The sequence below is a fragment of the Microbacterium sp. Root53 genome, assembly GCF_001426925.1.
Taxonomy (GTDB): domain Bacteria; phylum Actinomycetota; class Actinomycetes; order Actinomycetales; family Microbacteriaceae; genus Microbacterium.
Genome location: NZ_LMFR01000001.1, coordinates 105,549 through 130,200, shown reverse-complemented (window position 1 = coordinate 130,200; position 24,652 = coordinate 105,549). Strand labels below are relative to the sequence as shown.

The 24,652-nt window shown below is 68.5% G+C and carries 20 protein-coding genes and 1 pseudogene; 7 read left to right on the top strand and 14 right to left on the bottom strand.

Annotated features, from left to right (window positions below; all coding sequences use genetic code 11):
• Window positions 1-361 precede the first annotated feature (361 nt).
• Together ASD19_RS00625 and ASD19_RS00620 are read right to left on the bottom strand one after the other, a co-directional pair.
• Window positions 362-1,654, bottom strand: coding sequence for a hypothetical protein (locus ASD19_RS00625; protein ID WP_156377054.1), 1,293 nt, complete (start codon window positions 1,652-1,654; stop codon window positions 362-364).
• Between the two features lie 148 nt (window positions 1,655-1,802).
• Window positions 1,803-5,291 carry an AAA domain-containing protein gene (locus ASD19_RS00620; protein ID WP_055987770.1) on the bottom strand — a complete coding sequence of 1,163 codons (3,489 nt, stop codon included), beginning with the start codon at window positions 5,289-5,291 and terminating at the stop codon, window positions 1,803-1,805.
• A gap of 374 nt (window positions 5,292-5,665) precedes the next feature.
• Between ASD19_RS00620 and ASD19_RS14190 the strand changes: the two genes are divergently transcribed.
• Entirely contained in the window at window positions 5,666-7,426 is a 1,761-nt protein-coding gene (locus ASD19_RS14190) for a hypothetical protein (protein ID WP_156377053.1), read from the top strand.
• 194 nt (window positions 7,427-7,620) lie between these two features.
• On the opposite strand, the gene dnaB is transcribed toward ASD19_RS14190, so the two are convergent.
• The 5 genes from dnaB to rpsF all read right to left on the bottom strand — a co-directional run bounded on the left by dnaB (window position 7,621) and on the right by rpsF (window position 11,166).
• The gene (gene dnaB / locus ASD19_RS00615) at window positions 7,621-8,994 is read right to left on the bottom strand and encodes a replicative DNA helicase (RefSeq protein WP_055987768.1); all 1,374 of its coding nucleotides are present in this window, start codon (window positions 8,992-8,994) and stop codon (window positions 7,621-7,623) included.
• 494 nt (window positions 8,995-9,488) lie between these two features.
• Entirely contained in the window at window positions 9,489-9,944 is a 456-nt protein-coding gene (gene rplI, locus ASD19_RS00610; RefSeq protein WP_055987766.1) for a 50S ribosomal protein L9, read from the bottom strand.
• Between the two features lie 9 nt (window positions 9,945-9,953).
• Window positions 9,954-10,208 carry a 30S ribosomal protein S18 gene (rpsR, locus tag ASD19_RS00605; RefSeq protein WP_055987764.1) on the bottom strand — a complete coding sequence of 85 codons (255 nt, stop codon included), beginning with the start codon at window positions 10,206-10,208 and terminating at the stop codon, window positions 9,954-9,956.
• Between the two features lie 77 nt (window positions 10,209-10,285).
• Window positions 10,286-10,798, bottom strand: a complete 513-nt coding sequence (locus ASD19_RS00600; protein ID WP_055987763.1) for a single-stranded DNA-binding protein — start codon at window positions 10,796-10,798, stop codon at window positions 10,286-10,288.
• A 5-nt stretch (window positions 10,799-10,803) separates the two neighbouring features.
• A complete protein-coding gene (rpsF, locus tag ASD19_RS00595) occupies window positions 10,804-11,166 on the bottom strand; it encodes a 30S ribosomal protein S6 (RefSeq protein ID WP_055987760.1) in 363 nt (120 codons plus the stop codon).
• A 284-nt stretch (window positions 11,167-11,450) separates the two neighbouring features.
• Here rpsF and ASD19_RS13865 point away from each other — a divergent pair, with 284 nt between their 5' ends.
• Both ASD19_RS13865 and ASD19_RS00590 read left to right on the top strand, forming a co-directional pair.
• Window positions 11,451-11,924, top strand: coding sequence for a GntR family transcriptional regulator (locus ASD19_RS13865; protein WP_082542874.1), 474 nt, complete (start codon window positions 11,451-11,453; stop codon window positions 11,922-11,924).
• The gene (locus tag ASD19_RS00590) at window positions 11,852-12,682 is read left to right on the top strand and encodes a mechanosensitive ion channel family protein (RefSeq protein WP_055987758.1); all 831 of its coding nucleotides are present in this window, start codon (window positions 11,852-11,854) and stop codon (window positions 12,680-12,682) included. The genes ASD19_RS13865 and ASD19_RS00590 overlap by 73 nt, the downstream gene beginning before the upstream one ends.
• 63 nt (window positions 12,683-12,745) lie before the next feature.
• Here the strand turns inward: ASD19_RS00590 and ASD19_RS00585 are convergent, their stop codons facing one another.
• The 3 genes from ASD19_RS00585 to ASD19_RS14665 form a co-directional block, all read right to left on the bottom strand.
• Window positions 12,746-13,339 carry a TetR/AcrR family transcriptional regulator gene (locus ASD19_RS00585; protein ID WP_055987756.1) on the bottom strand — a complete coding sequence of 198 codons (594 nt, stop codon included), beginning with the start codon at window positions 13,337-13,339 and terminating at the stop codon, window positions 12,746-12,748.
• 1 nt (window position 13,340) lies between these two features.
• Entirely contained in the window at window positions 13,341-14,342 is a 1,002-nt protein-coding gene (gene phnD / locus ASD19_RS14670; RefSeq protein WP_235562928.1) for a phosphate/phosphite/phosphonate ABC transporter substrate-binding protein, read from the bottom strand.
• A gap of 914 nt (window positions 14,343-15,256) precedes the next feature.
• Window positions 15,257-16,042, bottom strand: a 786-nt coding sequence (locus ASD19_RS14665; RefSeq protein ID WP_235562927.1) for a hypothetical protein, incomplete at its 3' end; no start/stop codon positions are given.
• Between ASD19_RS14665 and ASD19_RS14960 the strand changes: the two are divergent.
• The 3 genes and pseudogenes from ASD19_RS14960 to ASD19_RS14655 all read left to right on the top strand — a co-directional run.
• Window positions 15,927-16,379, top strand: a pseudogene (locus ASD19_RS14960) (hypothetical protein); the annotation flags it as partial. The gene ASD19_RS14665 and the pseudogene ASD19_RS14960 sit on opposite strands and share 116 nt — an antisense overlap.
• A 70-nt stretch (window positions 16,380-16,449) precedes the next feature.
• Window positions 16,450-16,881, top strand: a complete 432-nt coding sequence (locus tag ASD19_RS14660) for an HNH endonuclease signature motif containing protein (protein ID WP_055987751.1) — start codon at window positions 16,450-16,452, stop codon at window positions 16,879-16,881.
• On the top strand, window positions 16,878-18,071 hold the full coding sequence (locus ASD19_RS14655; protein ID WP_230668177.1) for a hypothetical protein: 1,194 nt from the start codon (window positions 16,878-16,880) through the stop codon (window positions 18,069-18,071). The genes ASD19_RS14660 and ASD19_RS14655 overlap by 4 nt, the downstream gene beginning before the upstream one ends.
• An 18-nt stretch (window positions 18,072-18,089) precedes the next feature.
• On the opposite strand, the gene ASD19_RS00560 is transcribed toward ASD19_RS14655, so the two are convergent.
• The 4 genes from ASD19_RS00560 to ASD19_RS00545 form a co-directional block, all read right to left on the bottom strand.
• Complete coding sequence (locus tag ASD19_RS00560) at window positions 18,090-18,890, bottom strand: amino acid ABC transporter ATP-binding protein (RefSeq protein WP_055987749.1); 801 nt, start codon at window positions 18,888-18,890, stop codon at window positions 18,090-18,092.
• Window positions 18,877-19,536, bottom strand: a complete 660-nt coding sequence (locus tag ASD19_RS00555) for an amino acid ABC transporter permease (RefSeq protein WP_055987747.1) — start codon at window positions 19,534-19,536, stop codon at window positions 18,877-18,879. Before ASD19_RS00555 ends, ASD19_RS00560 begins: the two co-directional genes overlap by 14 nt.
• Before the next feature lie 135 nt (window positions 19,537-19,671).
• Window positions 19,672-20,478, bottom strand: a complete 807-nt coding sequence (locus ASD19_RS00550; protein ID WP_055987745.1) for an amino acid ABC transporter substrate-binding protein — start codon at window positions 20,476-20,478, stop codon at window positions 19,672-19,674.
• Window positions 20,479-20,603: 125 nt separating this feature from the next.
• Window positions 20,604-22,235, bottom strand: coding sequence for a hypothetical protein (locus tag ASD19_RS00545; RefSeq protein ID WP_055987744.1), 1,632 nt, complete (start codon window positions 22,233-22,235; stop codon window positions 20,604-20,606).
• Window positions 22,236-22,329: 94 nt separating this feature from the next.
• On the opposite strand from ASD19_RS00545, the gene purL reads away from it, so the two are divergent.
• A complete protein-coding gene (purL, locus tag ASD19_RS00540; protein ID WP_055987741.1) occupies window positions 22,330-24,648 on the top strand; it encodes a phosphoribosylformylglycinamidine synthase subunit PurL in 2,319 nt (772 codons plus the stop codon).
• Window positions 24,649-24,652: the final 4 nt, after the last annotated feature.

Sequence of the window (24,652 nt, the reverse complement as noted above, 5' to 3'; positions counted from 1 at the left end):
CGCGAGATGGCGGATTCCTAAGCCCAAGGTTCCGCGCTTCGAACGGTCGCCTCACGCTCTCCACGCAGAGGCGCTCTGCCTGCAGCGAGAGTGGCTTGAACGTTCGCTCGGTGATCGGGATACTTCCCTCGCCCGCAGCTACACGGATGCCTATGAACGAGCCCTCGGTTGAGCCGGCCAAAAGAATCCCTCCGTGGATTAGGACAGGTTTGAGCTCTTCTGTTCGGGTCAACGGGTGGCGTCCCGGGCCGTCTTCTTGGTTGGGCGCCGACCAAGACCGGCCTGCCGCTCTCCGCGTTGCAGACGTCGACTCGACGAAGGTACTTCACGGTTGACACGCGTCGACCGCATCGATCCGCGTTCAGTTCAGCCGAGGAGTTCCCCTCGATAGTTCGGCAGTACGTCCGCGCATCGTCGGCGCTGCGGCGTGAGCAGCCGCGATCACTGCCTGTACTCGCTCTGCCCCACGGACGATCGTGGGCCGATCGTCGCCGAATCGGTCGGACAATGTCGCCAACTCAGCGAACGGCCCTCCTGGAAACACGGTCATCGATGTCTGGTCGATCACTATGAAACTCGCTTCGTGCGCAGGCTTGGTATCGCTGAACTCGATGCCGCCATCCGGGAACTCCCCCGACAGTCGGTCCAGCGTGGCCACGTCTGTCTTGGACAGCTGTTGACGCGGCGGGGTTTCTAGCGTGATGGGGCACCCGGCCCGCAGCAACTGCCGGATCACCGCGACGAAGTGCTCGGCGCGGTGGGCCGGCCACAGTCTGGACGCGGAGATCAGAACGCCCTGCTCGGCGGCGAGCAGCGAAACTTCCGAGTCCTCCGCGGCTTCGATCACGGAAAGGCGCCGCACCGGCGCGGTTGCCAACTGGGTGCGGATCTTTGAACGCCGCGCGTCGAGCGCGTTCTCATTCCGGTTCTCGGCGGTGATGGAGGTCAGGCGTCGCAACTCCTCGAGTGCGTCCTCGATGAGGGCATCCGGAGCCCTTGCTTCTAGGACCTCTTCCGGCAGAAGCCGATCGACACGGCGCCGGTCCTCGTCGATGCGGTGCGTCAACCGCATCGAATCCAGCAGTCCGTGCTCACGCACGAGGGTCTCAATTCGCTCGTCCTGGCGACCGTCAATGCACACTCGCAAGTATCGGTCCTGCGGATCTGTCTCAGATTCGAACAACAGGGCCGTCGCGGCCAGGTACTGCTTGGTCGTCGATTCCACCCCCAGCACGGACAGCAGCGTGCTCTCTCGCTCCGAGCGCACCGGGTCGACGCCGAGGAATCGTGCGGTGTCGTCAGGACCCAAGTCGATGTCGATGTCCGAGTCTGGGTTGAGGATCAGTCGCGGGTCGTCATCGAGATCATCGGCGGTCAGCACCAGGTCGCGCTTCACCGACACGGGTTCACCGGACAGGCCATCGATCAGGTATGCCACCGTCCGTTCGATGACACGCTCCTGCACCAGCGTGCTCACCAGCGTCTTGCCGGTCGGACTTAGTTGCAGAACCGCCTCGTCCGCGGTTGCGTTAACCGTCAAGTATCGGTCGAACAGCAGGTCGGCGATGATCGCGTCGACCAACCGGTCCGGCACGTTGAGAAACCGGGCGACGTCTTCGGCGCGTTCGACACCGACGCTGATGGCGCGCAGCACGAACTCAGTAAACGTCGATACCGGGCTCCTCTTCAGAACGCGGCACCGCACCACGGTCCGCCAGATCGGGATCGCCGCGCTCCGCGCGGACAGTAGCCGGAACCCATCGCGTCGGAGTAGCACATCCGGGTTGGCGCCCAAGCGACCCTCAACGTCCATTGCCACCTCCCGCAGCAGTGATCGCGCGCGCCACCTCGGCGAGCTTACGAGACCTCCGGCGATCACCGGGTCCGTCCGCCATCGCCCGGTTACCGACGATCACCAGACCGTCGCGTGCTCGTGAGATTGCGACGTTCAAGCGTTCCGGAGAGCCGAGGAATCCGACGTCACCGCGACGATTGCTCCGCGTCAAAGAAACGATGCAGATGTCCGCTTCTTGGCCCTGGTACGAATCGATGGTCGCAGCCTTGACCCGCACCACCTTGAGCTTCGATTTCGTGCTACTGAGCACTTCCTGCAACGTGCGCACCTGCGCCGCGTACCCAGCGATCACCGCGACCTCCACCTCGTCGAGACCGAGCAGCACCGCATAGTTGTCGATATTCCCCACAAGCTCTGCTATGGTGCGCGCCTCAGCCCGGTTCTCGTAGCTCAGCCCAGAGCGCCGTTCGCTTTCTTTCCGTCCGGTGTCCCGCCAGGTCACCGCATCGCCCAGAGCTCGCTGGACCAGCGGCGACACCTCTCGCGCGCTCGAACGCAACTCGCCGCCATAGAACACGTCGCTGACCACCTTGCCGATCGCGGGATGCATCCGGTGCTGGTGGCTGAGCACCGCGACTGATTGTGCGGGGAGCCCGCCACCCAGTTCGGTGAACAGTCGCTCGTCGACCTCAGCGCGCGTCAGCTCGCGTTCCGCGAGGAAGTCTGCGTCGACCAGCGACGAGTCTAGGAACGGCGGCAGCTGCTTCTCATCGCCTACAAGTACCCACTGCCTGGCGTTCGCCATCGGGACCATCAGTTCCGTAGGAGTCGCCTTGGATGCTTCGTCGATGATGCACAGGTCGAACTCCACGCGCTCGGCGCCCTTCGAGCCGGTCAGAGCGACGCACGTAGAGGCCACCACCGAGGCACGGAACAGTAGCGCAACCCGAAACTCGCCGGTCGGACGGAATCGCTCCAACCATTCTTCCGCGACAAGCTGCAGGGCCTGTACTCGTTCATCGTCGGCCGACATCGATTCGTCGATCCGTTGCAGCATGTCTTCCTCATCCGCTGCATCCGCGAGATCGCTGACCGTCCGCAGCTCCGTGACAGCACGCTGGGTGTCCTCCCGCAGCTCCGTGAGTCGCTCACGGAGCTGAACGACGCGCTCACGCAATCCCTCCAGTTGCCGGATCGCGGGCGACCGCTGCTCCAAGTCCACTCCCAGTTGCTCGACGGCGTCGGTGAGGCGGCCGAGGTCGCGGGCGATGACGTCTGCAGTATCAGCCGGGTTGGTGTCGAGTTTGCTGACCGCTGCGAACAGCTTCTCGATGGCAGCCCGCGTGATCTCCTGTTCCTCGCGCGCCGCACCGAGTGCCGCTTCCGTCTTGGCCAGCTCCGATTCTGTGTGAGTGCGACGCTCCACCTGGGCTCGCAGCCGCGTGGCGATGCTGCGAGTCTGCACGTCGAGGACGCCGGCGGACTGGAGATGCTCCTGCACGAATGCGGTGACGGTTTCCTCGGTTTCTGCCCGCCAAGCGTCGAGCTGGGACGGGACGGTCCATGCTTCGGATCTCGCCGAGAGCTGGTCCGGCGATCCGATCCGCAGCACGGAGGCCGTCGGGGTCACCTTCGCCACCTTGCTGAGCGCGTGATCCAGGGCGATGTGCGTCTGCGACGCGAGCAGGATTTGCGCGTCCGGCTTGATCCGCAGCTGTTGCGCGACGAGTTCTGCGATGAGCGTGGTCTTCCCCGTGCCCGGAGGCCCTTTCACCAGGCTGATTCCCTGCGCGCCGAGCACTGACGCGACAGCGTTGCGTTTGGCGTCATCCAGGTGGTCTTGGACGAACTCCTCCACGTGGTATTCGGTGGGGAGCGGGTTCACGGCAGGGTTGCTCAGAATGTCCTTGAGGTCGGCTCGAACTGCGCGCCCTTCGAAGACGCGACGGACCGCGTCCTGCTCCCGCCGCAGCTTCGAGACCGTGCGTTCCGCGTCGACAGCCAGCACGCCCTTGCGTGGCAGGTCGTCCGGGTTCCCCTCGTTCACGTAGAACACGACCGCGTTGCCTTCGATCGCTTCTACCTCGCCACGCACGAACCGTCCCGTCGTGCTGCGGATCACCCGCAGCTCTCCCAGTTGAGGGTCCGCGGAGCGGTCAGTAGTGGTCAAGTACACCCGAGCGCCCTCAACCCGCAGCGCAGAATAGGCGACGTCCTTGCCTCGCTCACGCGCGATCGCGAACTTCGCGTCAAGGACCCTTTCCCATCGGTCGTGGACCTCCACACGGGTGTGCTGCTCAGGGTGGGCTGCTTCGCGTTCCGCGAGGACTCGAAGGAGTTCGCTGATCGCGGCATCTGCTTCCAGCGCGCGCATCGGCGTCGCGACCCAGCGGATCGTTGCCCCGACGCCGCGCTTGCGCAAACGCTCGAGGTGCGCGACTGGTGGCCGCCACACGTGCTTCACGAAGATTGAACCGGCGCGTGACTCGTGCGGTGCGACTGCGGCCAACAGCGACTGCCCGACGAGCAGAAGGCCCTGCTTGTCCACCGACTTCGGGTCACGGACGAGACAGACCCCGGGCCCGAACTCGCGACGGAACTCTTCGAAGCCGGCTGTCTCGGCGAGGGTGACGTCACGGAAGATCTGGGTCACGTTGACGGGCAGGTGGATCCCGATCTCCGGGACATCCTGCGCGACTGCTTCGCCCTTGGCGATCTGCTTGATCTCGGCGAGCACCACTCCGGCGCTCCCGGGCCGTTGCTCCTCCTCGTCGCTCAAGCATCTGGCCAGCAGCAGCCGGATGGGTTCCGGCACCGCCACCCGGCCCAGCGCAGCGGCGGGGGTGGTGCCGGTCAGTTCGAAATCACCCAACAAGCAGCAGATCACCAGTACAGCGAACGAGTAGACGTCGTACGCGGGAAGCGGGTTCTCGGTTCCCGACTCCGGAGGACAATAGGGGCGCGTGCCAAGTTGGCTCATCGTCTTCCCGAAGCTCGTCACCTCCCGGTATCGCATCGTGCCGAAGTCCGCCAGCTTCACCTGTTCACCGTCCACCAGCACGTTGCCGGGCTTCAGGTCTCGATGCACCCACCCTTTCGCGTGCAAGACACTCAACCCAGCGAGAATCTCCAACGCAATGGGTCGAAGCTGTTCCCAGCTCGGAGCCTCGCGCGCCACTACAGCGCCGAGGTCCTCGCCGCACCACTCGAACGCAATCCACGGCGCGCCATCAGAGGGAGTGCCGAACCCGACCACCTGCAACAGATTGGGGTGCGCCTCGAGCCGGCTGTATACGTCGAGCTCGTTGCTCCACGAGAGTTCCAACGTCCGCGGGTCAACATGGGTAACGGGCGCGAACAGCTTTACTGCTACGTGCGCCCCGGTCTCGTTGTCATACGCCTTGAAGAGTCGCGCGTGGCCTCCGGAGTTCAGCTCGTCACGCGGAAGCACAAAGCGGTTGTCCAAGACGATCGGACCGTTCTCCACGCCACCCATTCCCAAAGGCTATCGCCGATGTATGACAGTACTCGCGAAAGTCGAAGCCGCCGGCTCTCAGACCACCGAACCTGTGTAATCGAGTCGCCTGGGCCCGCCAACGAACCGTCCAACCCAGCCCAGTGGAAACCTCGGCAAGAGCGGGCGAGCCGATATCTTCATTACTGATGAAGCATCGGTGCCGCTAGTCTCACCGCGGCGAGCACAACCTGGCCCCTGAAAGCGACTCCGTCCCGAATCGCAACCAGCACCAGGTCCTTGAAGCGTTATCTGAGCCTCTCGACTCGATGGGCGATGATGTACGGTTCGATCGTGGTACCGCTCACTGACGACGACATTGCCGGTTCTGGCAGACCCGTCCGCAAGGCACGCAGATGACGAGTGCGCCGAAGACGCCGTTGAGTCGCGACTGGGGCACGCGAGAGAAGTACCGTCAACCTCGGCGGAAATCAGCCAAGTCTCGCGCGGATAGCGACGTCACTGTATCCGACGACATCGAAGCGGCATACGACCTTGTCCCGTCCCTGGGAGAAGGAAGGCGTTGGTACGACCCGCCGTACAGGACGCTTATCTGGCTCTCTTCAGGGTGGCGGCGGAAGATTCAGCCGGCGAGGCTGCTGAGCACGTGGAACAAAGGGATCAACTACCTAATCCCTTTCAATGAGCACGATCGGAACTTCACCTGGCCACTCGATAACTGGATGCACAGCGTGCGCGTTCCGACCAACGATCACGTGAACGTGGCTGGGATCTGGGCCGTCGAACTTTTCCCACCAGCCGACCTGCCCGCCCTTCAGCGATCAATTGCGCGAAACGGCTGGGACAAGCAACGACCGCTGGGAGGTGCAGATGCGGGCAACCAAGAAACACTCGCACGCGCCCGATCGGGCACCGGCACAACTTGGTGGCGAATGGCTTCTCTAGTCCGAAAGGGATCCACATGGTTTGCTCTCGACGGCATTCGGACCGATCTCCCGTCCGTGTTTGAAACCGTACAGCTACGGGCAATCCAGGTGGGCGACGGTCTGACGGCGGTGATCGCTGAGTTCCATCTCAGCGATACAGCTTCCAACTCAGTAGATGTGGCATGGCACACCAAGCACGAACCATTCATGCGATTTGCGCGCGGGCGCAGGCCGATATCTTACGACCGCCGCTGGGGCACGTTTTGGAAGGTGCAGTCTGCGAGAGTAGCTCTGCACAAGGAAGCTCGTACATGGTTGATGGACTGCCTCCCAGGATTCTTCGGGCGTCACAGAGAACCTCACCCGCTGCTCGATCTGCTCTTGTTGGACAATTTCGATCCGACGAGAGCGGAACCCCCGAACGTCTCTCGAGACACGTCCCTTCGTCGCAGAGACGCAATGCGAGCCCTCGGACTCGATCTCTTCTATCCGGATCAGTTATTGGCTGATGATCTCCCAAAGCTCATACTCGGCTTACCGCCACGCGCCGATTCCTACCCGGCGATGGGCGAGGCACCGACATGGAGCCTCTGGGGCAAGCGAGACGCTGTAATGAAAGCACTCGGCGATGACGCCCTTGCGGGGTACGGTAGCGACCCAAATCGTGCGATCGCCCATCGACTCGTGGATAGGATGTACAACCTGTTTGTGATGTTGGCAGTCTCCGATCTCCTCTCGGTCAGCGCTCGTGAGCAAGCCCGTATTCGAGACGAGGCGGCGAATAAGCATGGCAAGTTCAAGCCCAAAGCGCTCCGTAGCCTTCGGCGAAGTCTGCTTACTTTGAGTCTCGACCTCACGACCTTGCGGCGTGATGTCACGGCTTTCTGGGAGCGAGATTGGTCTTGGGACGGCGACCCCAAGTTCTTCTTCACTCCAGTCGGCGGATCTCGACGAACGAACCGAAAGGCCGGCAGCGACGAAGAAACGCGAACAGAGTTCAATGCTTCGGTCCGTGCACGTCAGGAAAAGGACTTTGCGAGACTGGTTGACTCCGACCGGGATCTTCGAGACATCCTGTCCACCGTTGCTTCTCTGGGAGCTTCCGTTGACAGCTTCAGACTCGGTCGGAGTGCCCTGTGGGTCGCCGTCGCATCACTTGCCGTCGCCATTGGCACCATGCTCGTTGCTGAGGTTGGACCAACCAGCTTCCTCGGGTGGCTTTTGCCTTGACGTCGGAAGTTACGACGTCGCATCAGATCACCGGGTCAAGTACGAAGCTCTCCTGTAACGCGACGACTACCGGCGCACTGACGACGCGACCGCGAGGAGTCTAGACAGGGCTTCATTCGTTTTCGTAGTTGTCAGTACTGCCAAGTGACTGCCAATTAGCGGTGGATTTTGCCAAGTTCAGTTGGAACCTACACCTACGCGAAGTCGTTCGCGGGCGCCATGTCGGCGAAGCGCGAGAAGTGGCCCTGGAAGGCGACCTCGATGGTCGCGGTGGGGCCGTTGCGGTGCTTGGCGACGATCAGGTCGGCCTCGCCGGGGCGGGTGTCCTTGTCGTAGACCGAGTCGCGGTGCAGCAGGATCACCATGTCGGCGTCCTGCTCGATCGAGCCCGACTCACGCAGGTCGCTGACCTGGGGGCGCTTGTCTGTGCGCTGCTCGGGGCCGCGGTTCAGCTGCGAGAGCGCGATGACCGGCACCTGCAGCTCCTTCGCGAGCAGCTTGAGCGCACGCGAGAACTCCGAGACCTCCTGCTGACGCGACTCGACGCGCTTGCCGCTCGTCATCAGCTGCAGGTAGTCGATGATGACCATCTTCAGGCCCACGCGCTGCTTGAGCCGGCGGCACTTGGCACGGATCTCGACCAGCGTCATGTTGGGGCTGTCGTCGATGTACAGCGGCGCCTCGTGGATGCGCCCGCGCGTCTGCGCGACCGTCGTCCAGTCGCGCGAGTCGAGCGTACCCTTGCGGAGGTTCTGCAGCGGGATGGCGCCCTCGGCGCTGAGCAGGCGCATGGCGATCTCGGCCTTGCCCATCTCGAGCGAGAAGAACACGGCCGGCTGGTTGTGCTTGATGGCGGCGGCGCGGGCGAAGTCGAGCGCGAGCGTCGACTTTCCCATCGCGGGACGCGCGGCGACCACGATCATCTGACCGCCGTGGAGGCCGTTGGTCAGCTCGTCCAGCTCGCTGAAGCCGGTCGGCACGCCGGTCATGCTGCCGTCGCGCCCGCTCGCGGCGTCGATCTCCTCCATCGCCGCGTCGACCGCGATCGACAGCGGCACGTAGTCCTCGGTCTTCTCCGCGCCCGTGACGTTGTAGATCTCCGCCTGCGCGCTGTTGACGAGCTCGACGGCCTCGCCCTCGCCCGCGTAGCCCATCTGGACGATGCGCGTGCCGGCGTCCACCAGGCGGCGCAGCAGGGCGCGCTCGGCGACGATGCCGGCGTAGTACCCCGCGTTCGCCGCGGTGGGCACGATGGACGTGAGCGAGTGCAGGTAGTCCGCGCCGCCCGCGCGCTGCAGGTCGCCCGACTTGATGAGCTCGTCGGTGACCGCGACGACGTCGGTGGGCTCGCCGTGCGAGTACAGTGACAGGATCGCCTCGAAGATCACCTCGTGCTTCGGGACGTAGAAGTCGGCCCCGCGCAGCGACTCGATGACGTCGGCGACCGCGTCCTTCGACAGGAGCATGCCGCCCAGCGCGCTCTGCTCGGCCAGCAGGTCGTGCGGCGGGGTGCGCTCCGGCTCGCGTCGGCCCCCGAGGCGGTCGTCGGCGATATCGGCGATCGACATGGGGGTGTCCTCTCGAGTGTCGGGTGGTGGCTGCGTCCGTACGGGAGGACAGCAAAGCAGAGACCCCCGACATCCGCCCATTCACCGTAGGTGCGCCGTTTTCCCCACGCAAACCACCCTGTGGATAACTCTGTGGAGGACTTGCGGAAACCGCCGACGCGTGTGTGGAAACCTCCTGTGGAGAATCGCGACGCGCCCGAGTGGCCTCAAACTTTTTTCGCCATGCGACCTGGGGTTTCAAGAACCCACACCCTGTGGATAGCGTTGTGGTTAAACGTCGGCTTGAAGGTTGTGGCGATATCCCGGGCTTGTGTACAACCGCGCCGGATCTCGGGGGTCGCCGTGGCGATATGTCAAGGGCAGGTGAACGATCGGTGACCACAGAGGTTCGGCCGCGACCGCTGTGCGCCACCCACAGACCCGGGCACCCCCGGACACACGGAAGCGGCGCGGGATCCGAAGACCCCGCGCCGCTTCAGCGGTCCGTGACGGACTTACTTCTTGAGCGCGACCACCTGAAGGGTGATGACCGCGGTGACGTCGTCGTGCAGGCGCACGACGGCCTCGTGGTCGCCCACCGACTTGATCGCCGACGGGATGGTGATCTTGCGCTTGTCCAGCTGGCCCAGACCGGCCTCCGCCACCGCGTCCGCGATGTCGGCGGTCTTCACCGAGCCGAAGAGGCGACCCTCGGCGCCCGCCTTGACGGCGAGCTTGACCTTGGTGCCCTCGATCGTGTTCTTCAGGGCCACGGCCTCGTCGTGCGTCGCGATGGCGCGAGCCTCGCGAGCGGCACGGATCGACGCGACCTGCTTCTCGCCGCCGCGCGTCCACGCGGTGGCGAAGCCCTGGGGGATGAGGTAGTTGCGGGCGTACCCGTCCTTGACCTCGACGACGTCGCCGGCAGAGCCCAGGCCGTCGACCTCAGAAGTGAGAATCAGCTTTGCCATGAGTGCTCCTTAGCGGCCCGCGCCGGCGTAGGGCAGGAGCGCCATCTCGCGCGCGTTCTTGATCGCCTTGGCGATCAGACGCTGCTCCTGCACCGAGACACCGGTGATACGACGGGCACGGATCTTGCCGCGCTCCGAGATGAACTTGCGAAGGGTGGCGACATCCTTGTAATCGATGAGGCCGACCCGGATCGACTTCGCGGGGGCGGCGTTCTTCGCGCCCTTCCGCGGCTTGCGGCGGTCGCCGCTCGACTTTCCAGCCATTGGTTTTCCTTAGGTGTGCTGCGTTTCGACTCGCTTCGCTCGCTCAACGAGCAAGGGGCGATCCGACCCGCGAGAATTCAGAACGGGGTGTCGTCTCCGAACGACCCCGGGGTGCTCCATGCGTCGGCGCCCGTCTGCGAGCCGGGCGTGGCCCAGGGCTCCTCCGAGACCTGCGCGCGCGGCTGTCCGCTGCCGAACTGGCCTCCACCGGCGCCGCCCGAGCCGCCCGCGGCGCGGGTGACCTGAGCGGTGGCGTAGCGCAGCGACGGCCCGATCTCATCGATCTCGAGCTCGATCGTGGTGCGCTTCTCGCCCTCGCGCGTCTCGTAGGAGCGCTGACGCAGACGGCCCTGCGCGATCACGCGCATGCCCTTCGTCAGCGAGCCTGCGACGTGCTCGGCGAACTCGCGCCACACGCTGGCACGCAGGAAGAGAGCCTCGCCGTCCTTCCACTCGCCCGACGCGCGATCGAAGTTGCGCGGCGTCGAGGCGATCGTGAAGTTCGCCACAGGCAGGCCGTTCTGCGTGTAACGCAGCTCCGGGTCGGCCGTGAGGTTCCCCACGACGGTGATGACGGTTTCGCCGGCCATGGGACTTAGGCCTTCGCCGCCGTCTTGCGAGCGGCCCGCTCCTCGGCGCGCTTGGCCTCGGAGGCGATCATCGCGATCGCGTCCTCGGCGCGCAGCACCTTGGTGCGCATGATCTGCTCGTTGAGGCCGAGCTGGCGGTCCAGCTCCTGGGTGGCCTCGCTCGTCGCGGTGAAGTTCACGACGGCGTAGATGCCCTCGTTCTTCTTCTGGATCTCGTAGGCCAGACGGCGCTTGCCCCAGATGTCGATGTTGTCGATGGTGCCACCGGACTCGGTGATCACCGTCAGGAACTTGTCGACGATCGTGGGAACCTGGCGCTCGTCGATCTCCGGCTGCAGGATGGCCATGAGCTCGTACTGGTGCGTCACTTACCCACCTCCTTCGGACTTGATCGGCTGCCGGGCATTTCCCGACAGCAGGAGGGTGTGTTGCACGTCGTGCGGGCGAGCGCGAGCGCGCGCGGATCCGCACAACCTCGTCAGTCTATCGGATCGGCGCGCGCCGGGCGACGCGGGCCCCCAGGTTCCGGCAGGGACCCGGGCACTGCCCTTCTTGCCGAGCGGGCGACGTGCTGGGAGGATGAGTCTCCCCTTCGTCTGCCATTCCCCCCGGTGGCCGATGCCATTCCCCCCGTGGCAGAACCTGGAATGTCATGCGCCCACTCGTCCGCACCCCGCAACCCCGTCTCGCCGATCTCGCGTTCGAGCGGATCGCCGGGGAGATCATCGCCGGACGCCTGGCGCCGGGCGAGACCATTCGCGATTCGGAGCTCGCCGACAGCATGGGCGTCTCGCGGATGCCCGTGCGCGAGGCGCTGCAGCGCCTGGAGCGCATCGGCCTGGTCGAGGTCGAGGCGAGCCGCTACACCCGCGTGACGCACGTGACCCCGGAGCTGGCGCCGAAGCGCGTCCCGCCTGACCGGGCACCCCGCGACGCACCTGCCCGGACCCTCTGCCACCCCATTGACACCGCCTCCGCACCCGGAGTAGTCAAGGGCACGCGACGCCCGTCGTGGACCGCCCCGACGGGTCGCGACATGGAGGGGAGAGAACCATGGACTGGTCCGGAATCGCTGCCGGCATCGGCGGCATGCTCGCCGGCGTCGGGAGGTTCGTCCTGCAGCTGATCGTCTTCGCGGTCATCCTGCTGATCGGCTGGCTCATCGCCAAGAGCATCGCGAAGGGCCTCGAGTTCCTGCTGCGCAAGATCGGGTTCCAGAAGGTGCTCGACAAGGCGGGCATCTCGAGACTGCTCGCACCCACGGGCATCGACCCGCTGGGACTCGTCGTCAAGCTCGTCTACTACTTCGTGCTGCTGATCGCCCTGCTGCTCGCGCTCGGCGCGTTCGGGCAGGACAACCCGGTGTCGCAGGTCGTCACCTCGATCATCGAGTGGCTGCCGCGCGTGTTCGTCGCGATCGTGATCGTGATCGTCGTGTCGGCGATCGCGAACTTCGTGGGCGATCTGATGGGCCCGGCCCTCTCGCGATTCCGGTTCGGTCGCATCCTCACCAGGATCGTGGTGTTCGCGATCATCGCCCTCGGCGTCATCGCGGCGCTCAACCAGATCGGCGTCGCCCTGACCGTGACCACGCCCGTGCTGGTCGCCGTGCTCGCGACGATCGCCGGCGTCGTGATCGTCGGCGTCGGCGGCGGGCTCATCGGCCCGATGCGCGAGCGCTGGGAGAAGTGGCTGGGGGCGCTCGAGAGCGAGATCTCGACGACGAGCGCGACCACGCCGCCCGTCACCCGCCGCGCGGCCGAGGCGGGCACCACCGCCACCGCGCCGACCGCCACGGCCACCACGCCGCCCGGCACCACGCCGACGGGCACGACCGGCGCCGCGACCCGGCCCCCGGAGCCGCCCGCTCCGCCGGTCGCGTGAGCCGGACCCGTGGGGGCGCGTCCCTGAGCGCGCCCCCACGGGTGTCTCACCGCCGAGCCGGCGTCAGGCCGACCCCGCCGCCATCCCGCGCCACACGACATCGAAGGCGGCGCGGCAGCGCGCGAGCGCATCCGCGTCGGTCATCGGAACGCCGCGGACCACGAGCTGGTAGTAGAAGACGCCGCCGAGCAGGTCGACGCACGCCTCGACATCCAGGTCGTCGCGGAGCACGCCCCGGTCGATCCCGGCCCGCAGCGCGGTCAGCGTCGCGACCCGACGGCGGGAGACGTGGGCGTCCCAGTACGCCCGCTGCAGCGCCCGGTCGGCGAGCGCCAGCCGCAGCCGCTGGCGCATCCGCTCGTCCGAGTACGTGCTGGGCTGCCGCTCGGCGCCGCCGAGGAACGACTCGAAGATCGCGGAACGCAGGTCGCCGTCGATCGGGATCTCGAGCGGCTCGCGCCCGCGGTCCAGGGCCGCCGCCACCAGGTCCGCGAGCGATGGCCAGCGCCGGTAGATCGCGGCGCGGCTCACCCCGCTGCGCTCGACCAGACGCCCGGCCGTCACCGGCAGCTCCGCGTCGATCAGCTCCAGCGCGGCCGCGACGACGCGTTCGTCGAGGCCCGCGGCACGCGGACGGCCGGGGCCGCGGAACGGCATGTCAGCCCAGCGCCCGGGCGCGGAGCATGTCGGCGAGCGGGCCGCGGCCGGTGATCGCGGTCTCGATGTTCGAGCGCAGGTCGATGATCGAGCGGAGCCCCGCGTCCACCAGCTGCACCGCCACCTCGTCGGTGACGTACGACAGGTCGTCCGCGCGGATCGCGAAGCCCGGCCGCAGCACGCCGCCGTCGATCGGGGTGCCGCCGAGGTCGCGGAGATTGACCGGGGCGCTCTTCTCGAGGGCCGGATCCAGCGTGGCGGTGTCGACGACGGTCATGTGATCCTCTTCCGGATGATGGCGCTTGCCTGGTCGATGACGGTCACCAGCACGATGATGCAGATGACCATGGCACTGAGGTGCCCGTACTCGTAGCAGTTCATGGCCGTCGCTCGGGAAGATGGTCGACGTGCAGGCGACGTCGGCCTGACCCTGCTCCAGGGCGATGAAGCTGCAGTCGTGGCCGCCGGAGAAGAGCACCTCGAAGTCCTCGTCGGCCGTCAGGCCGGCCTCGTGCAGCATGTGGGTCGGCATGAAGAAGCCCGAGCTGGACGCCGGCTCGGCGAAGGCCACGACCGTATCGGGGGTGATGTCCTCGAGCGACTGCAGCGGCGAGTCGGCGAGCACGAGGCACGTCGACACCGGCTCCTCGGTGCCCGGCCAGGCGACGAGGGAGTCGACCTCGCCGGTCGCGACCGCGAGGGCCGACGGGAAGCCGCTCATGATGCCGATGTCCTCGTGGCCGGCGCGGATCGCCTCGATGACCGCCGAGTAGTTCGGGACGTCCGTGATCTCGACGGTGCAGCCGGTCTCCTCCTCGAGCAGCGTCTTCAGCTCCTCGATGGGGGTCGCGGCCGAGGGGTCGTCGCTCGTGGGCAGGGTGGCGAAGCGGATGACGTCGTCATCGCCGACCGCGGCCTCGCCCGAAGCGGACGAGCAGCCGGTGAGGACCAGAGCGGAGCCGACGGCCAGGGCGCCGAGGGCCAGCGGGGTGCGCAGACGCATGTTCATGCCTTTCGGGAAGCGTGAAGCGGGGGATGTGGAGGCGGCCGTTCGCCGCGTCCGGGGTACCCCAACGATTGCGCGCCGAGGTGACCGGGAATTACGAGAACGGCGTACCCCTAACCGAACGCCGGGTGAACAGTCGGTGCGGGCCCCTCCGTGCGCTTTGAGCGAGCGCAGCGAGTCGAAACGCCCCGAGCCTCGCCTCACGGACGCGGACGCTGCTGGCGCCGGGCACCTCCGTGCTCGTTGAGCGAGCGCAGCGAGTCGAAACGCCCCGAGCCTCGCCTCACGGACGCACCCCTCGTCCACAGGACGTCGGTCCGCGGGGTTATCCACAGATTTGGTCGTTTCCCGCGGTGACCTGGGTTTCCGAGGCCGGAATGTCGGTGACCCCGAGGATGATCGGGGCATGACCTTCCTCAGCGACTTCCGGGAGCGGTGCGACGCGGCGGCGTCGATCGTGCCCACGGACGTCGCGGTCGTGCGCGCACTGGATGACGAAGAGGTCGTGGCGATGCTGCACCAGGCGAACCGGCTGGCGAAGGCGGCCGAGCGGGCCATGGCCCTCGCGTCCGGGGTGATCGCGGAGCGGTCCGCGCGCGACGCAGGGCACGGCGGGTTGGCGCAGGAGCGCGGGCACCGCAACGCGGTCGCGTTCGTCCAGGAGGTGGCGGGGACCTCGCGCGGGGAGGCCGCCAGGCAGGTGCGGCTGGGACAGTCGCTCGTGGAGACCGCGCAGTCCGAAGAGGTTCCCGCGGAGCTGGATGCGGACGTTCCGCCGATGGAGGCGCCATGGCATGCGCCGTTGGATCGGGCGCTGCTGGACGGGGTGCTGACGTCGGCGCAGATGGATGCGATCAGCCGCGGGCTCGGGCGGCCACCGGAGGGTGCGGAGGAGGCGTGGCGGGGCGCGNTGGCATGCGCCGTTGGATCGGGCGCTGCTGGACGGGGTGCTGACGTCGGCGCAGATGGATGCGATCAGCCGCGGGCTCGGGCGGCCACCGGAGGGTGCGGAGGAGGCGTGGCGGGTCGCGTGCGAGCAGCTCGCCGGCGTGGCGGGCGAGTACACCGTGGAGGACCTGGGTGCCGCGGCGCGGGCGGTGCGGGATCAGCTCGACGYAGAGGGGGCGCAGGCCCGGTACCTGGCGCGGCATGAGAAGCGGAGCCTGCGGATGTGGCGGGACGCCGACGGCGGTCTCCACGCGCACATCGACTTCGACGACGACGGCGCCGCGTTGGTCACGGCGGTGAGGGACGCGGCGATGCGGCCCCGCCGCGGCGGGCCGCGGTTCGTGGACTCCGAAGAGGCCGCGAAGGCGCAGGCACTGGCGGACGACCCGCGCTCGAACGAACAGCTCCAGTACGACCTCTTCCTCGACGTCATCCGCGCCGGCGCGGTCGCCGACGCCGAGACCGTGTTCGGGACGGCCGCGGTTCGTGGACTCCGAAGAGGCCGCGAAGGCGCAGGCACTGGCGGACGACCCGCGCTCGAACGAACAGCTCCAGTACGACCTCTTCCTCGACATCATCCGCGCCGGCGCGGTCGCCGACTCCGAGACCGTGTTCGGGACGCGCCAGCCCGGAGTGCGGCTGGTCTCCGTGCTCGAGGACGGTCGCGTCTCCAGCGGCCACACCGAGGACGGCGGGCACTCCCTGCCCGCCCCCGCGATCGAGCAGGCCATCTGCACCACCGGGTACACCCCCGTGACCGTCGACGCGTGCGGGAACCGGCCGCGGTTCGTGGACTCCGAAGAGGCCGCGAAGGCGCAGGCACTGGCGGACGACCCGCGCTCGAACGAACAGCTCCAGTACGACCTCTTCCTCGACGTCATCCGCGCCGGCGCGGTCGCCGACGCCGAGACCGTGTTCGGGACGCGCCAGCCCGGGGTGCGGCTCGTGACGGTGGTCGAGGACGGTCGCGTCTCCGGCGGACACACCGAGGACGGCGGGCACTCCCTGCCCGCCCCCGCGATCGAGCAGGCCATCTGCACCACCGGGTACACCCCCGTGACCGTCGACGCGTGCGGGAACCCGCTCGACGTCGGCCGGGAACAGCGGCTGTTCACCCCGAAACAGCGCATCGCCCTCGCCCACCGGGTACACCCCCGTGACCGTCGACGCGTGCGGGAACCCGCTCGACGTCGGCCGGGAACAGCGGCTGTTCACCCCGAAACAGCGCATCGCCCTCGCCGTCCGCGACGGCGGATGCATGTGGCACGSCTGCGGCATGCCCGCCTCCTACTGCGAAGCCCACCACATCGACGAATGGGCCGCCCACAAGGGGCGCACCGACATCGACCGGGGCATCCTGCTCTGCAGGTTCCACCACATGAACCTCCACCACCACGGCCACCGGATCACCCGAGAGCGGGGTGGGCCGTTCGTCCTGCACCCACCCGGCGGGGAACCGGTTCCCCTCCATTCCAGATCACCGCTGCGGTGGATGTGGGACCCACCGCGCGCCCGGGCGAGGCGGGCATCCCTGCCCGTCGGCGGCCCCGCCGACCGCGCGCGCGTGCGCGATACGGTGGCCTCGTGACCACGCCCGACGCCACCCCGCGCGCGATGTCGTTCGACGCGCGGGCCCTCACGGAGCCCGTCGACAAGGGGGAGGTGGCCCGCTTCGACCGCGAGCTCAAGGCCCGGTTCGGGTCGGCCCGGCTCACGGACGTCGCGACCGTCATCCTGATCGTCTTCGCCCTGGTCTTCGTCGGCGGCGCCGGGCTCACGGGCCTGGCGGGCGCGATCGCGAGCTCGGTCGTGGAGGGCGGCGCTTTCGCGTGGCCCGCCCTGATCCTGCCGATGCTGTTCATGCTCACCGTGGCCGCGCTGATCGTGCTCGCGCTGGTCAACGGGCACAAGGGCAAGGAGACGCGATACCGCCTCGCGCGCTTCGCGCGCGCGAACGCGATGAGCTTCATCCCGGTCCTCGCCGATCCGAAGCTGCCCGGCCTGCTGTTCCATCAGGGGCACAGCCGCATGGCGCTCAACCTGCTGCGCGGAGAGCAGCCGCGGTTCGTCGAGTTCGGCAACTACCGCTACACGACCGGATCCGGCAAGAACAAGAGCACCCACACGTGGGGGTACGTCGCGATCCACCTCGACGCGCCGCTGCCGCACATCGTGCTCGACGCCCTCAGCAACAACGCGCTGGGCCTGTCCAACCTCCCGGCGACGTTCGACAAGGAGCAGCGCCTGAGCCTGGAGGGCGACTTCGACCGGCACTTCGCGCTGTACTGCCCCGAGGGGTACGAGCGCGACGCGCTCTACCTCTTCACGCCCGACATCATGGCGCGCTTCCTCGACAACGCCGCGCAGCTCGACGTCGAGATCGTCGACGACTGGATGTTCCTCTACACGCGCCGACCCGTGAGCACCACGGATCCCGGCACCTGGGCCTGGCTGTTCTCGGTCGTCTCGGCGCTGATGGACAAGCTCGCCCAGTGGGGCCGGTGGCGCGACGAGCGGCTGGGCGCCCCGGCCCTCGCCCCGGCTCCCGGCACGACGCCGGCGCAGTTCGCCGCGGCTCAGCCCGTGGCACCCGCCGCGTCGCCTCTGCCGTTCGGGAACCCGGCGTTCGTCCGCCCACCCAAGGGCGTCGCCGCGGAGGGACGCCGCCTGAAGCGGGGCTTTTCGTGGGCCACCCTCGTCGTGATCGTCGTGGCCCTGGTGTTCTTCCTGATGCAGAACTTCGGCCACATGATCCTGGGGTTCCTGGTCGCCCGCTGACCCGCGGCCCGGGCGCGCCTAGGAGTCGAACGGCCGCAGGATGCGGTCGAGGAACCGCCGGGTGCGCTCGTTGCGCGGCGCCCGGAAGATCTGCTCGGGCGCGCCGCGCTCGGCGACCACTCCCCCGTCGAGGAAGAGCACCTCGTCGGCCACCTCGCGCGCGAACTGCAGCTCGTGCGTCACGACGACCATGGTCCAGCTCTCGTCGGCGAGCTCCTTCATCACGACGAGCACCTCGCCCACGAGCTCGGGATCGAGCGCGCTGGTGGGCTCGTCGAACAGCAGCAGGTCCGGCCGCAGAGCCAGCGCGCGGACGATGCCGACGCGCTGCTGCTGGCCGCCCGACAGCTCGTGCGGGTAGGCGTCGCGCTTGGCGAGCAGGCCCACGCGGTCGAGCAGCTCGTCGGCACGGGCGATCGCCCGGTCGCGCGGCTCGCGCTGCACGGTGACCGGGCCCTCGATCACGTTCTCGAGCACCGTGCGGTGCGGGAACAGGTTGTGATGCTGGAACACCATCGCCGACCGGTCCCGGATGGCGAACCGCTGCGCCTTGGAGAGCCCGCCGGCGAAGTCGACCTCGGGTCCGCCCGCGAACGCAAGCGTGCCGGCATCCGGCGTCTCGAGGCCGTTCAGCGAGCGCAGCACCGTGGTCTTGCCCGAGCCGCTCGCGCCGATGAGGGCGACGACCTGGCCACGCCGCACCTCGAGGTCGATGCCCTTCAGCACCTCGTGGTCGCCGAAGCTCTTGCGCAGGCCGCGGACGGTCAGCAGGGTCTCGCCGAGCACGTGGCCCGTCGATCCGGACTCAGTGGGCGACATAGTGGTCGAGCCTCCTCTCGATCCGGTCCTGCGCGGCCGACAGCACGGTGCAGAACATCCAGTAGATGAGCGCGGCCTCGATGTAGATCGTCATGAACTCGCTCGTGAACGTCGCGATGCGCTGCGCCTCGCGGAACATCTCCGTGACCAGGATCATGGACGCCAGCGACGTGTCCTTGACGAGCGAGATGAAGGTGTTCGACAGCGGCGGCACGCTGACGCGGGCAGCCTGCGGCAGGATGATCCGCCGCAGCGTCGTCGCGTTCGACATGCCGATCGTGTAGCCGGCCTCCCACTGGCCCTTCGGCACCGACAGGATGGCCGCGCGGATGATCTCGGCCGCGTACCCGCCCACGTTGATCGAGAAGGCGATGATCGCGCTGGGCCAGGGGTCCAGCGTGACGCCGATCGACGGCAGGCCGTAGAAGATCACGAACAGCTGCACCAGCAGCGGCGTGCCCCGGATGATCGACACGTAGGCCCGGCCGATCCACGACAGCACGCGGTTGGGCGAGAGGCGCAGCAGCGCGATGCCGAGCGCGATCACCAGACCGAGCGCGAACGACGCGAGCGTGAGCGGGATCGTCCCCTTCAGCCCGCCCAGCAGCAGCGGCCAGAACGACTCGAGGATCAGTTGCCAGTCCATGGCGCCCCCTTCCGTCTACGAGCATGTCCCAGTTCGCGCCCGAAACCGAACGCACGTGTCCCACTTGACGCCGCCATCCGATCGGGATTCGGGCACCAAGTGGGACACGGGCGGGGCGCGAGCGCCCCGGGAGTCTTACTTGCTGACGTCGGCGCCGAAGAACTGCTCGCCCAGCTCGGCGAGGACGCCCTCCTCGGCCAGCTCGGCCAGGGCGCCGTCGATCGCCTCGGCGAGGTCGGCGTTGTCCTTCGTGAACACGAACGCCATCTCGCCGGCCTCGGGGGTCTCGGCCGCGATCTTGATCGGCGCGTCGGGGTTCTGTTTGACGTAGTCGAGGAAGGTCAGCTCGTCGTTGATGGTCGCGTCGATGCGGCCCTGCTCGAGCAGCGCGATCGCCTGCGCCCAGCCCTCGACCGCCTCGACGGTCGCGCCGGACTCCTCGGCCAGCGCGCCCCAGTTGCTCGAGAGCGACTGGGCCGTCGTCTTGCCCTCGAGGTCCTCGAACGACGCGATGTCGGTGTTGTCCTCGGGCACGACGATCACGCCGGGCGACACGGTGTACGGCGTCGAGAAGACGTACTTCTCCTTGCGCTCGTCGTTGATCGTGACCTGGTTCGCGATGGTCTCGAAGCGGCCCGCGTCGAGGCCCGCGAAGATCGCGTCCCACTGGGTCTCCTCGAACTGCACCTCGACGCCGAGCTTCTCGGCGACCGCGCGCGCGACCTCGACGTCGTAGCCCGTGAGCTCGCCCGAGCCGCCCTCGTGGTAGCTGAAGGGCGGGTAGGTGCCCTCGGTCGCGACGACGAGCGTGCCGTCGGAGAGCGCCGCGGGGCCGTCGGCGGGGGCGTCCGAGCCGGTCGCGGCAGGCTGACCCGCGCAGCCCGCGAGGGCGAACAGGGCGGCCGAGGCGGCGAGGACGGTGGCGGTGCGGGTGATGCGCATGTGGAGGATGATCCTTCGGGTGAGGGATGTTCGGGCGGGCTCGTGAGCCGATAGCCAAGCTCAGCACGGCAGGAGCCGTGTGACCTAACCTCTGCGACGCTGTGTTTCTTCCCGTGTCCGGCGCCCTATGCGCCCGAGGCCGACTTGGCGGCGTCGCGGCGGCGGATGATCTCGCGGCGGGTGCGGGCGGCGAGCAGGGACGGATCCTGGAGATACGGGAACTCGGCCCACGCGGCCGGGTCGTCGACGCCGAGGGCCGCGAGGTAGCTCCCGGCGCGTGCGACGGGGCTCGACCCGCGCAGGCCGAGGGCCGTCATGAGCGCGGCGGGCGCGGCCGCGCCCGCCGGCGCGAAGGCGTCGTTCACGGCGCCGGCGATCCAGGCGATCGCGGCGGCCGCGAGCTCCGGCTTGCCCTTGGCGAACAGCCGCGGCTCGGTCTCGGCCAGCAGGTCGGCGATCCGCAGGGCGGCGGCCACGATCTCGGGGTCGTCGAACACCTCTCCCCCGGCCCGTTCGATCAGGCTGCGGACGGACTCCAGCCCGGCGCGCGCCCGGTCGTCGAGGTGCCTCAGGTCGGTGACGACGCGCGTCATGGGGACGGCGTCGAGCGCATCCAGCTGACGGCGGCCGCCCACGCGCAGCGCGAGCAGCGACAGCTCCCGGGCGCCGGGGTCGTCGTGCGGCAGCTCCCCGTCTGCGTCCATCGCCACCAGGTCGAGGAAGTCGCCGGCCAGGTCGCCGATCGCCTCGAGCGTCAGGGCCGTGAGCCGCTCGTCCACGGCGGACCGGGCGTGGGCCTCCTCGACGAGCGCGGGCAGGGCCCCGAGCAGCGCCTCCGGGTCCGCGCCGTCGTCGGCGACCGCGTCGGGGAGCAGCTCGAGCAGCAGGTCCTCGGCGAACGTGTCGCTCCAGCGCAGCGGATCGCCGCCGCCGCTGTGGGCGCGGTTCAGCGCGATCAGCAGGCGCGCGGCGTCCGCCGATCCGGGCACGCGCGCCTCGACGGCCGCGACAAGGTCGTCGTCCAGGGCGGCGTCCTCCGCGGCGCGCGGGTAGCCGGATCCGCCCTCGGGCAGGGCGTGCAGGATCCACGCCAGCAGCGGGCGGCACGCGGGCCACGACTCCGTGACGAGCTGCGGCTCCAGCGCGAGGTCGGCCGCGATCGCGGTGCGGATGCGCTCGCGCGCGTCGGCGGGCGACACCTCCGTCACCGGATACTCAGCCGGGTCGACGCCCTTCGTGCCCGCGGCGAGCGCGTCGGCGAGGGTCTCCGCCGCGACGAACGCGTCATCGACCGTGTTCCCGCCGTCGCGGTCGATGAAGACCGTGGCGGTGAGCGGGGCGCCGTCCGGCAGCGTCGTGCCGACCAGGATCGTCCCGTCGGCCCCGAGCGCGTGGTCGATGGATGCGACGCCGGTGATCTCCGGAGCTGCGGGCGCCGCGAGCCAGCCAGGGAGCGTGCGCCACCGCCCGCCCGCCTCGGCACGGATCCGGGCCGCGAGCTCGGCGTCCGCCGGGCCGCCGGCATCCAGCAGCACGGCCATCGCGAGCAGCAGCGCATCGCTCTGGCGCACGGCGTCATCCAGCGTGCGGTCCACCATCTCGGCGAGCGTCGGCAGGCCCTCGATCCCGTTGCCGTCGGCGTCGAGCGGGCGGCGCAGCATCTCGAGCACGCTGCTCGCGTAGGCCAGCAGGTCGAACGCGTCGCCGCGCAGGGCCTCATCGACGGTGCGGATGAGGTCGAGGTCGCGGCGGCTCATGCCTCGAGGGTATCCGCGCGCGGATAGACTGGACCGCGTCCGGCCCCTCGACGTCCGCCCGCCCGAGCGACGTCTCGATCCTGGAGCTCGCCGCGTGACCAACGCCCCCACTGCCCACGTCGTCGACACCGTCGCGAACGCCGCCGCCACGCCTGAGCGAGAGCAGCCGTACGACGCTCTGGGGCTCAAGCCCGACGAGTACGCGAAGATCCGCGAGATCCTCGGCCGCCGCCCCACCTCGGGTGAGCTGGCGATGTACTCCGTGATGTGGTCGGAGCACTGCTCCTACAAGTCGAGCAAGATCTACCTGCGCCGCTTCGGCCAGAAGGTCAGCGACGAGATGAAGAAGCGCCTGATGGTCGGCATGGGCCAGAACGCGGGCGTGGTCGACGTCGGCGAGGGCTGGGCCGTCACCTTCAAGGTCGAGTCGCACAACCACCCGTCCTACATCGAGCCGTTCCAGGGCGCCGCGACCGGCGTCGGCGGCATCGTGCGCGACATCATCTCGATGGGCGCCCGCCCGGTCGCGGTCATGGACCAGCTGCGCTTCGGCGCGATCGACCACCCCGACACGGCGCGCGTCGTGCACGGCGTCGTGAGCGGCATCTCGTCGTACGGCAACTGCCTCGGCCTGCCGAACATCGGCGGCGAGACCGTGTTCGACTCGGTCTACCAGGCCAACCCGCTCGTCAACGCGCTCGCGGTCGGCGTCATGCGTCACGAGGACATCCGCCTCGCCAACGCGACCGGCGCGGGCAACAAGGTCGTGCTGTTCGGCGCCCGCACGGGCGGCGACGGCATCGGCGGCGCGTCCATCCTGGCGTCCGACACGTTCGCCGACGGCGGCCCCACCAAGCGCCCCGCGGTGCAGGTGGGCGACCCGTTCGCCGAGAAGGTGCTCATCGAGTGCTGCCTCGAGCTGTACAAGAACGACCTGGTCGAGGCGATCCAGGACCTCGGCGCCGCCGGCATCTCGTGCGCCACGAGCGAGCTCGCGGCCAACGGCGGCTCGGGCATGAACGTCGAGCTCACCAACGTGCTGCTGCGTGACCCCTCGCTGACCGCCGAGGAGATCCTCATGAGCGAGTCGCAGGAGCGCATGATGGCGATCGTCGCGCCCGAGAAGCTCGACGCGTTCCTCGCGGTCGTGGAGAAGTGGGATGTCGAGACCAGCGTGCTCGGCGAGGTGACGGGCGACGGCCGCCTCGTCATCACGTGGAACGGCGAGACCATCGTCGACGTCGACCCCTCGACCGTCGCGGTCGACGGCCCGGTCTACGAGCGCCCCGTCGCCTACCCCGCGTGGCTCGACGCGCTGCAGGCCGACACGGCCGCCGCGCTGCCGCGCCCGACCGACGGCGCCGAGCTGGCCGAGCAGCTGAAGAAGCTCGTGGCCAGCCCGAACCTGGCCGACGCGTCGTGGATCACCAACCAGTACGACTACTACGTGCTCGGCAACACGGCCCTCGCGTTCCCCGACGACGCCGGCATGATCCGCGTCGACGAGGAGTCGGGCCTGGGCGTCTCGATCGCCACCGACGCCAACGGCCGCTACTGCCAGCTCGACCCGTACGCGGGCGCGCAGCTCGCGCTCGCCGAGGCGTACCGCAACGTCGCCGTCACGGGCGCGCAGCCCACCGCCGTGACCGACTGCCTCAACTTCGGCAGCCCCGAGAACCCCGAGGTCATGTGGCAGTTCTCGCAGGCCGTCGACGGCCTGTCGGACGCCTGCCTGGAGCTCGGCGTGCCGGTCACAGGCGGCAACGTGTCGTTCTACAACCAGACCGGCGACGTGCCGATCCACCCGACCCCGGTCGTCGGCGTGCTCGGCATCATCGACGACGTCGCGCGCCGCATCCCGAGCGGATGGCAGGACGCCGGCGAGAACATCTACCTGCTCGGCACCACCGCGACCGAGCTCGACGGCTCGGCGTGGGCCGGCACGATCCACGGTCACCTGGGCGGTCGCCCGCCGAAGGTCGACCTGGCCGGCGAGCGCACCCTCGCCGGGATCATCCAGGCCGCGAAGGACGAGATGCTCGTCTCGAGCGCGCACGACCTGTCCGAGGGCGGCCTCGCCCAGTCGCTCGTCGACGGCGTGCTGCGCTTCGGCGTCGGCGCCCGCGTGTGGCTCACCGAGATCATGGAGCGCGACGGCGTGGACGCCGCCACGGCCCTGTTCTCGGAGTCGACCGGCCGCGTGATCGTCACCGTGCCTCGCGAGGAGGACGTGAAGTTCCGCGGGCTGTGCGAGGGCCGCGGCTACCCCGTGATGCGCATCGGCGTGACCGACAGCGAGCCGACGCTCGAGGTGCAGGACCTGTTCACGATCCCCGTGGCCGAGCTGCGCGCGCTGTCGACCGGCACCCTGCCGGCGGCGTTCGGCCCGACGGTCGTCGAGCCGGTCGCCTGACCCG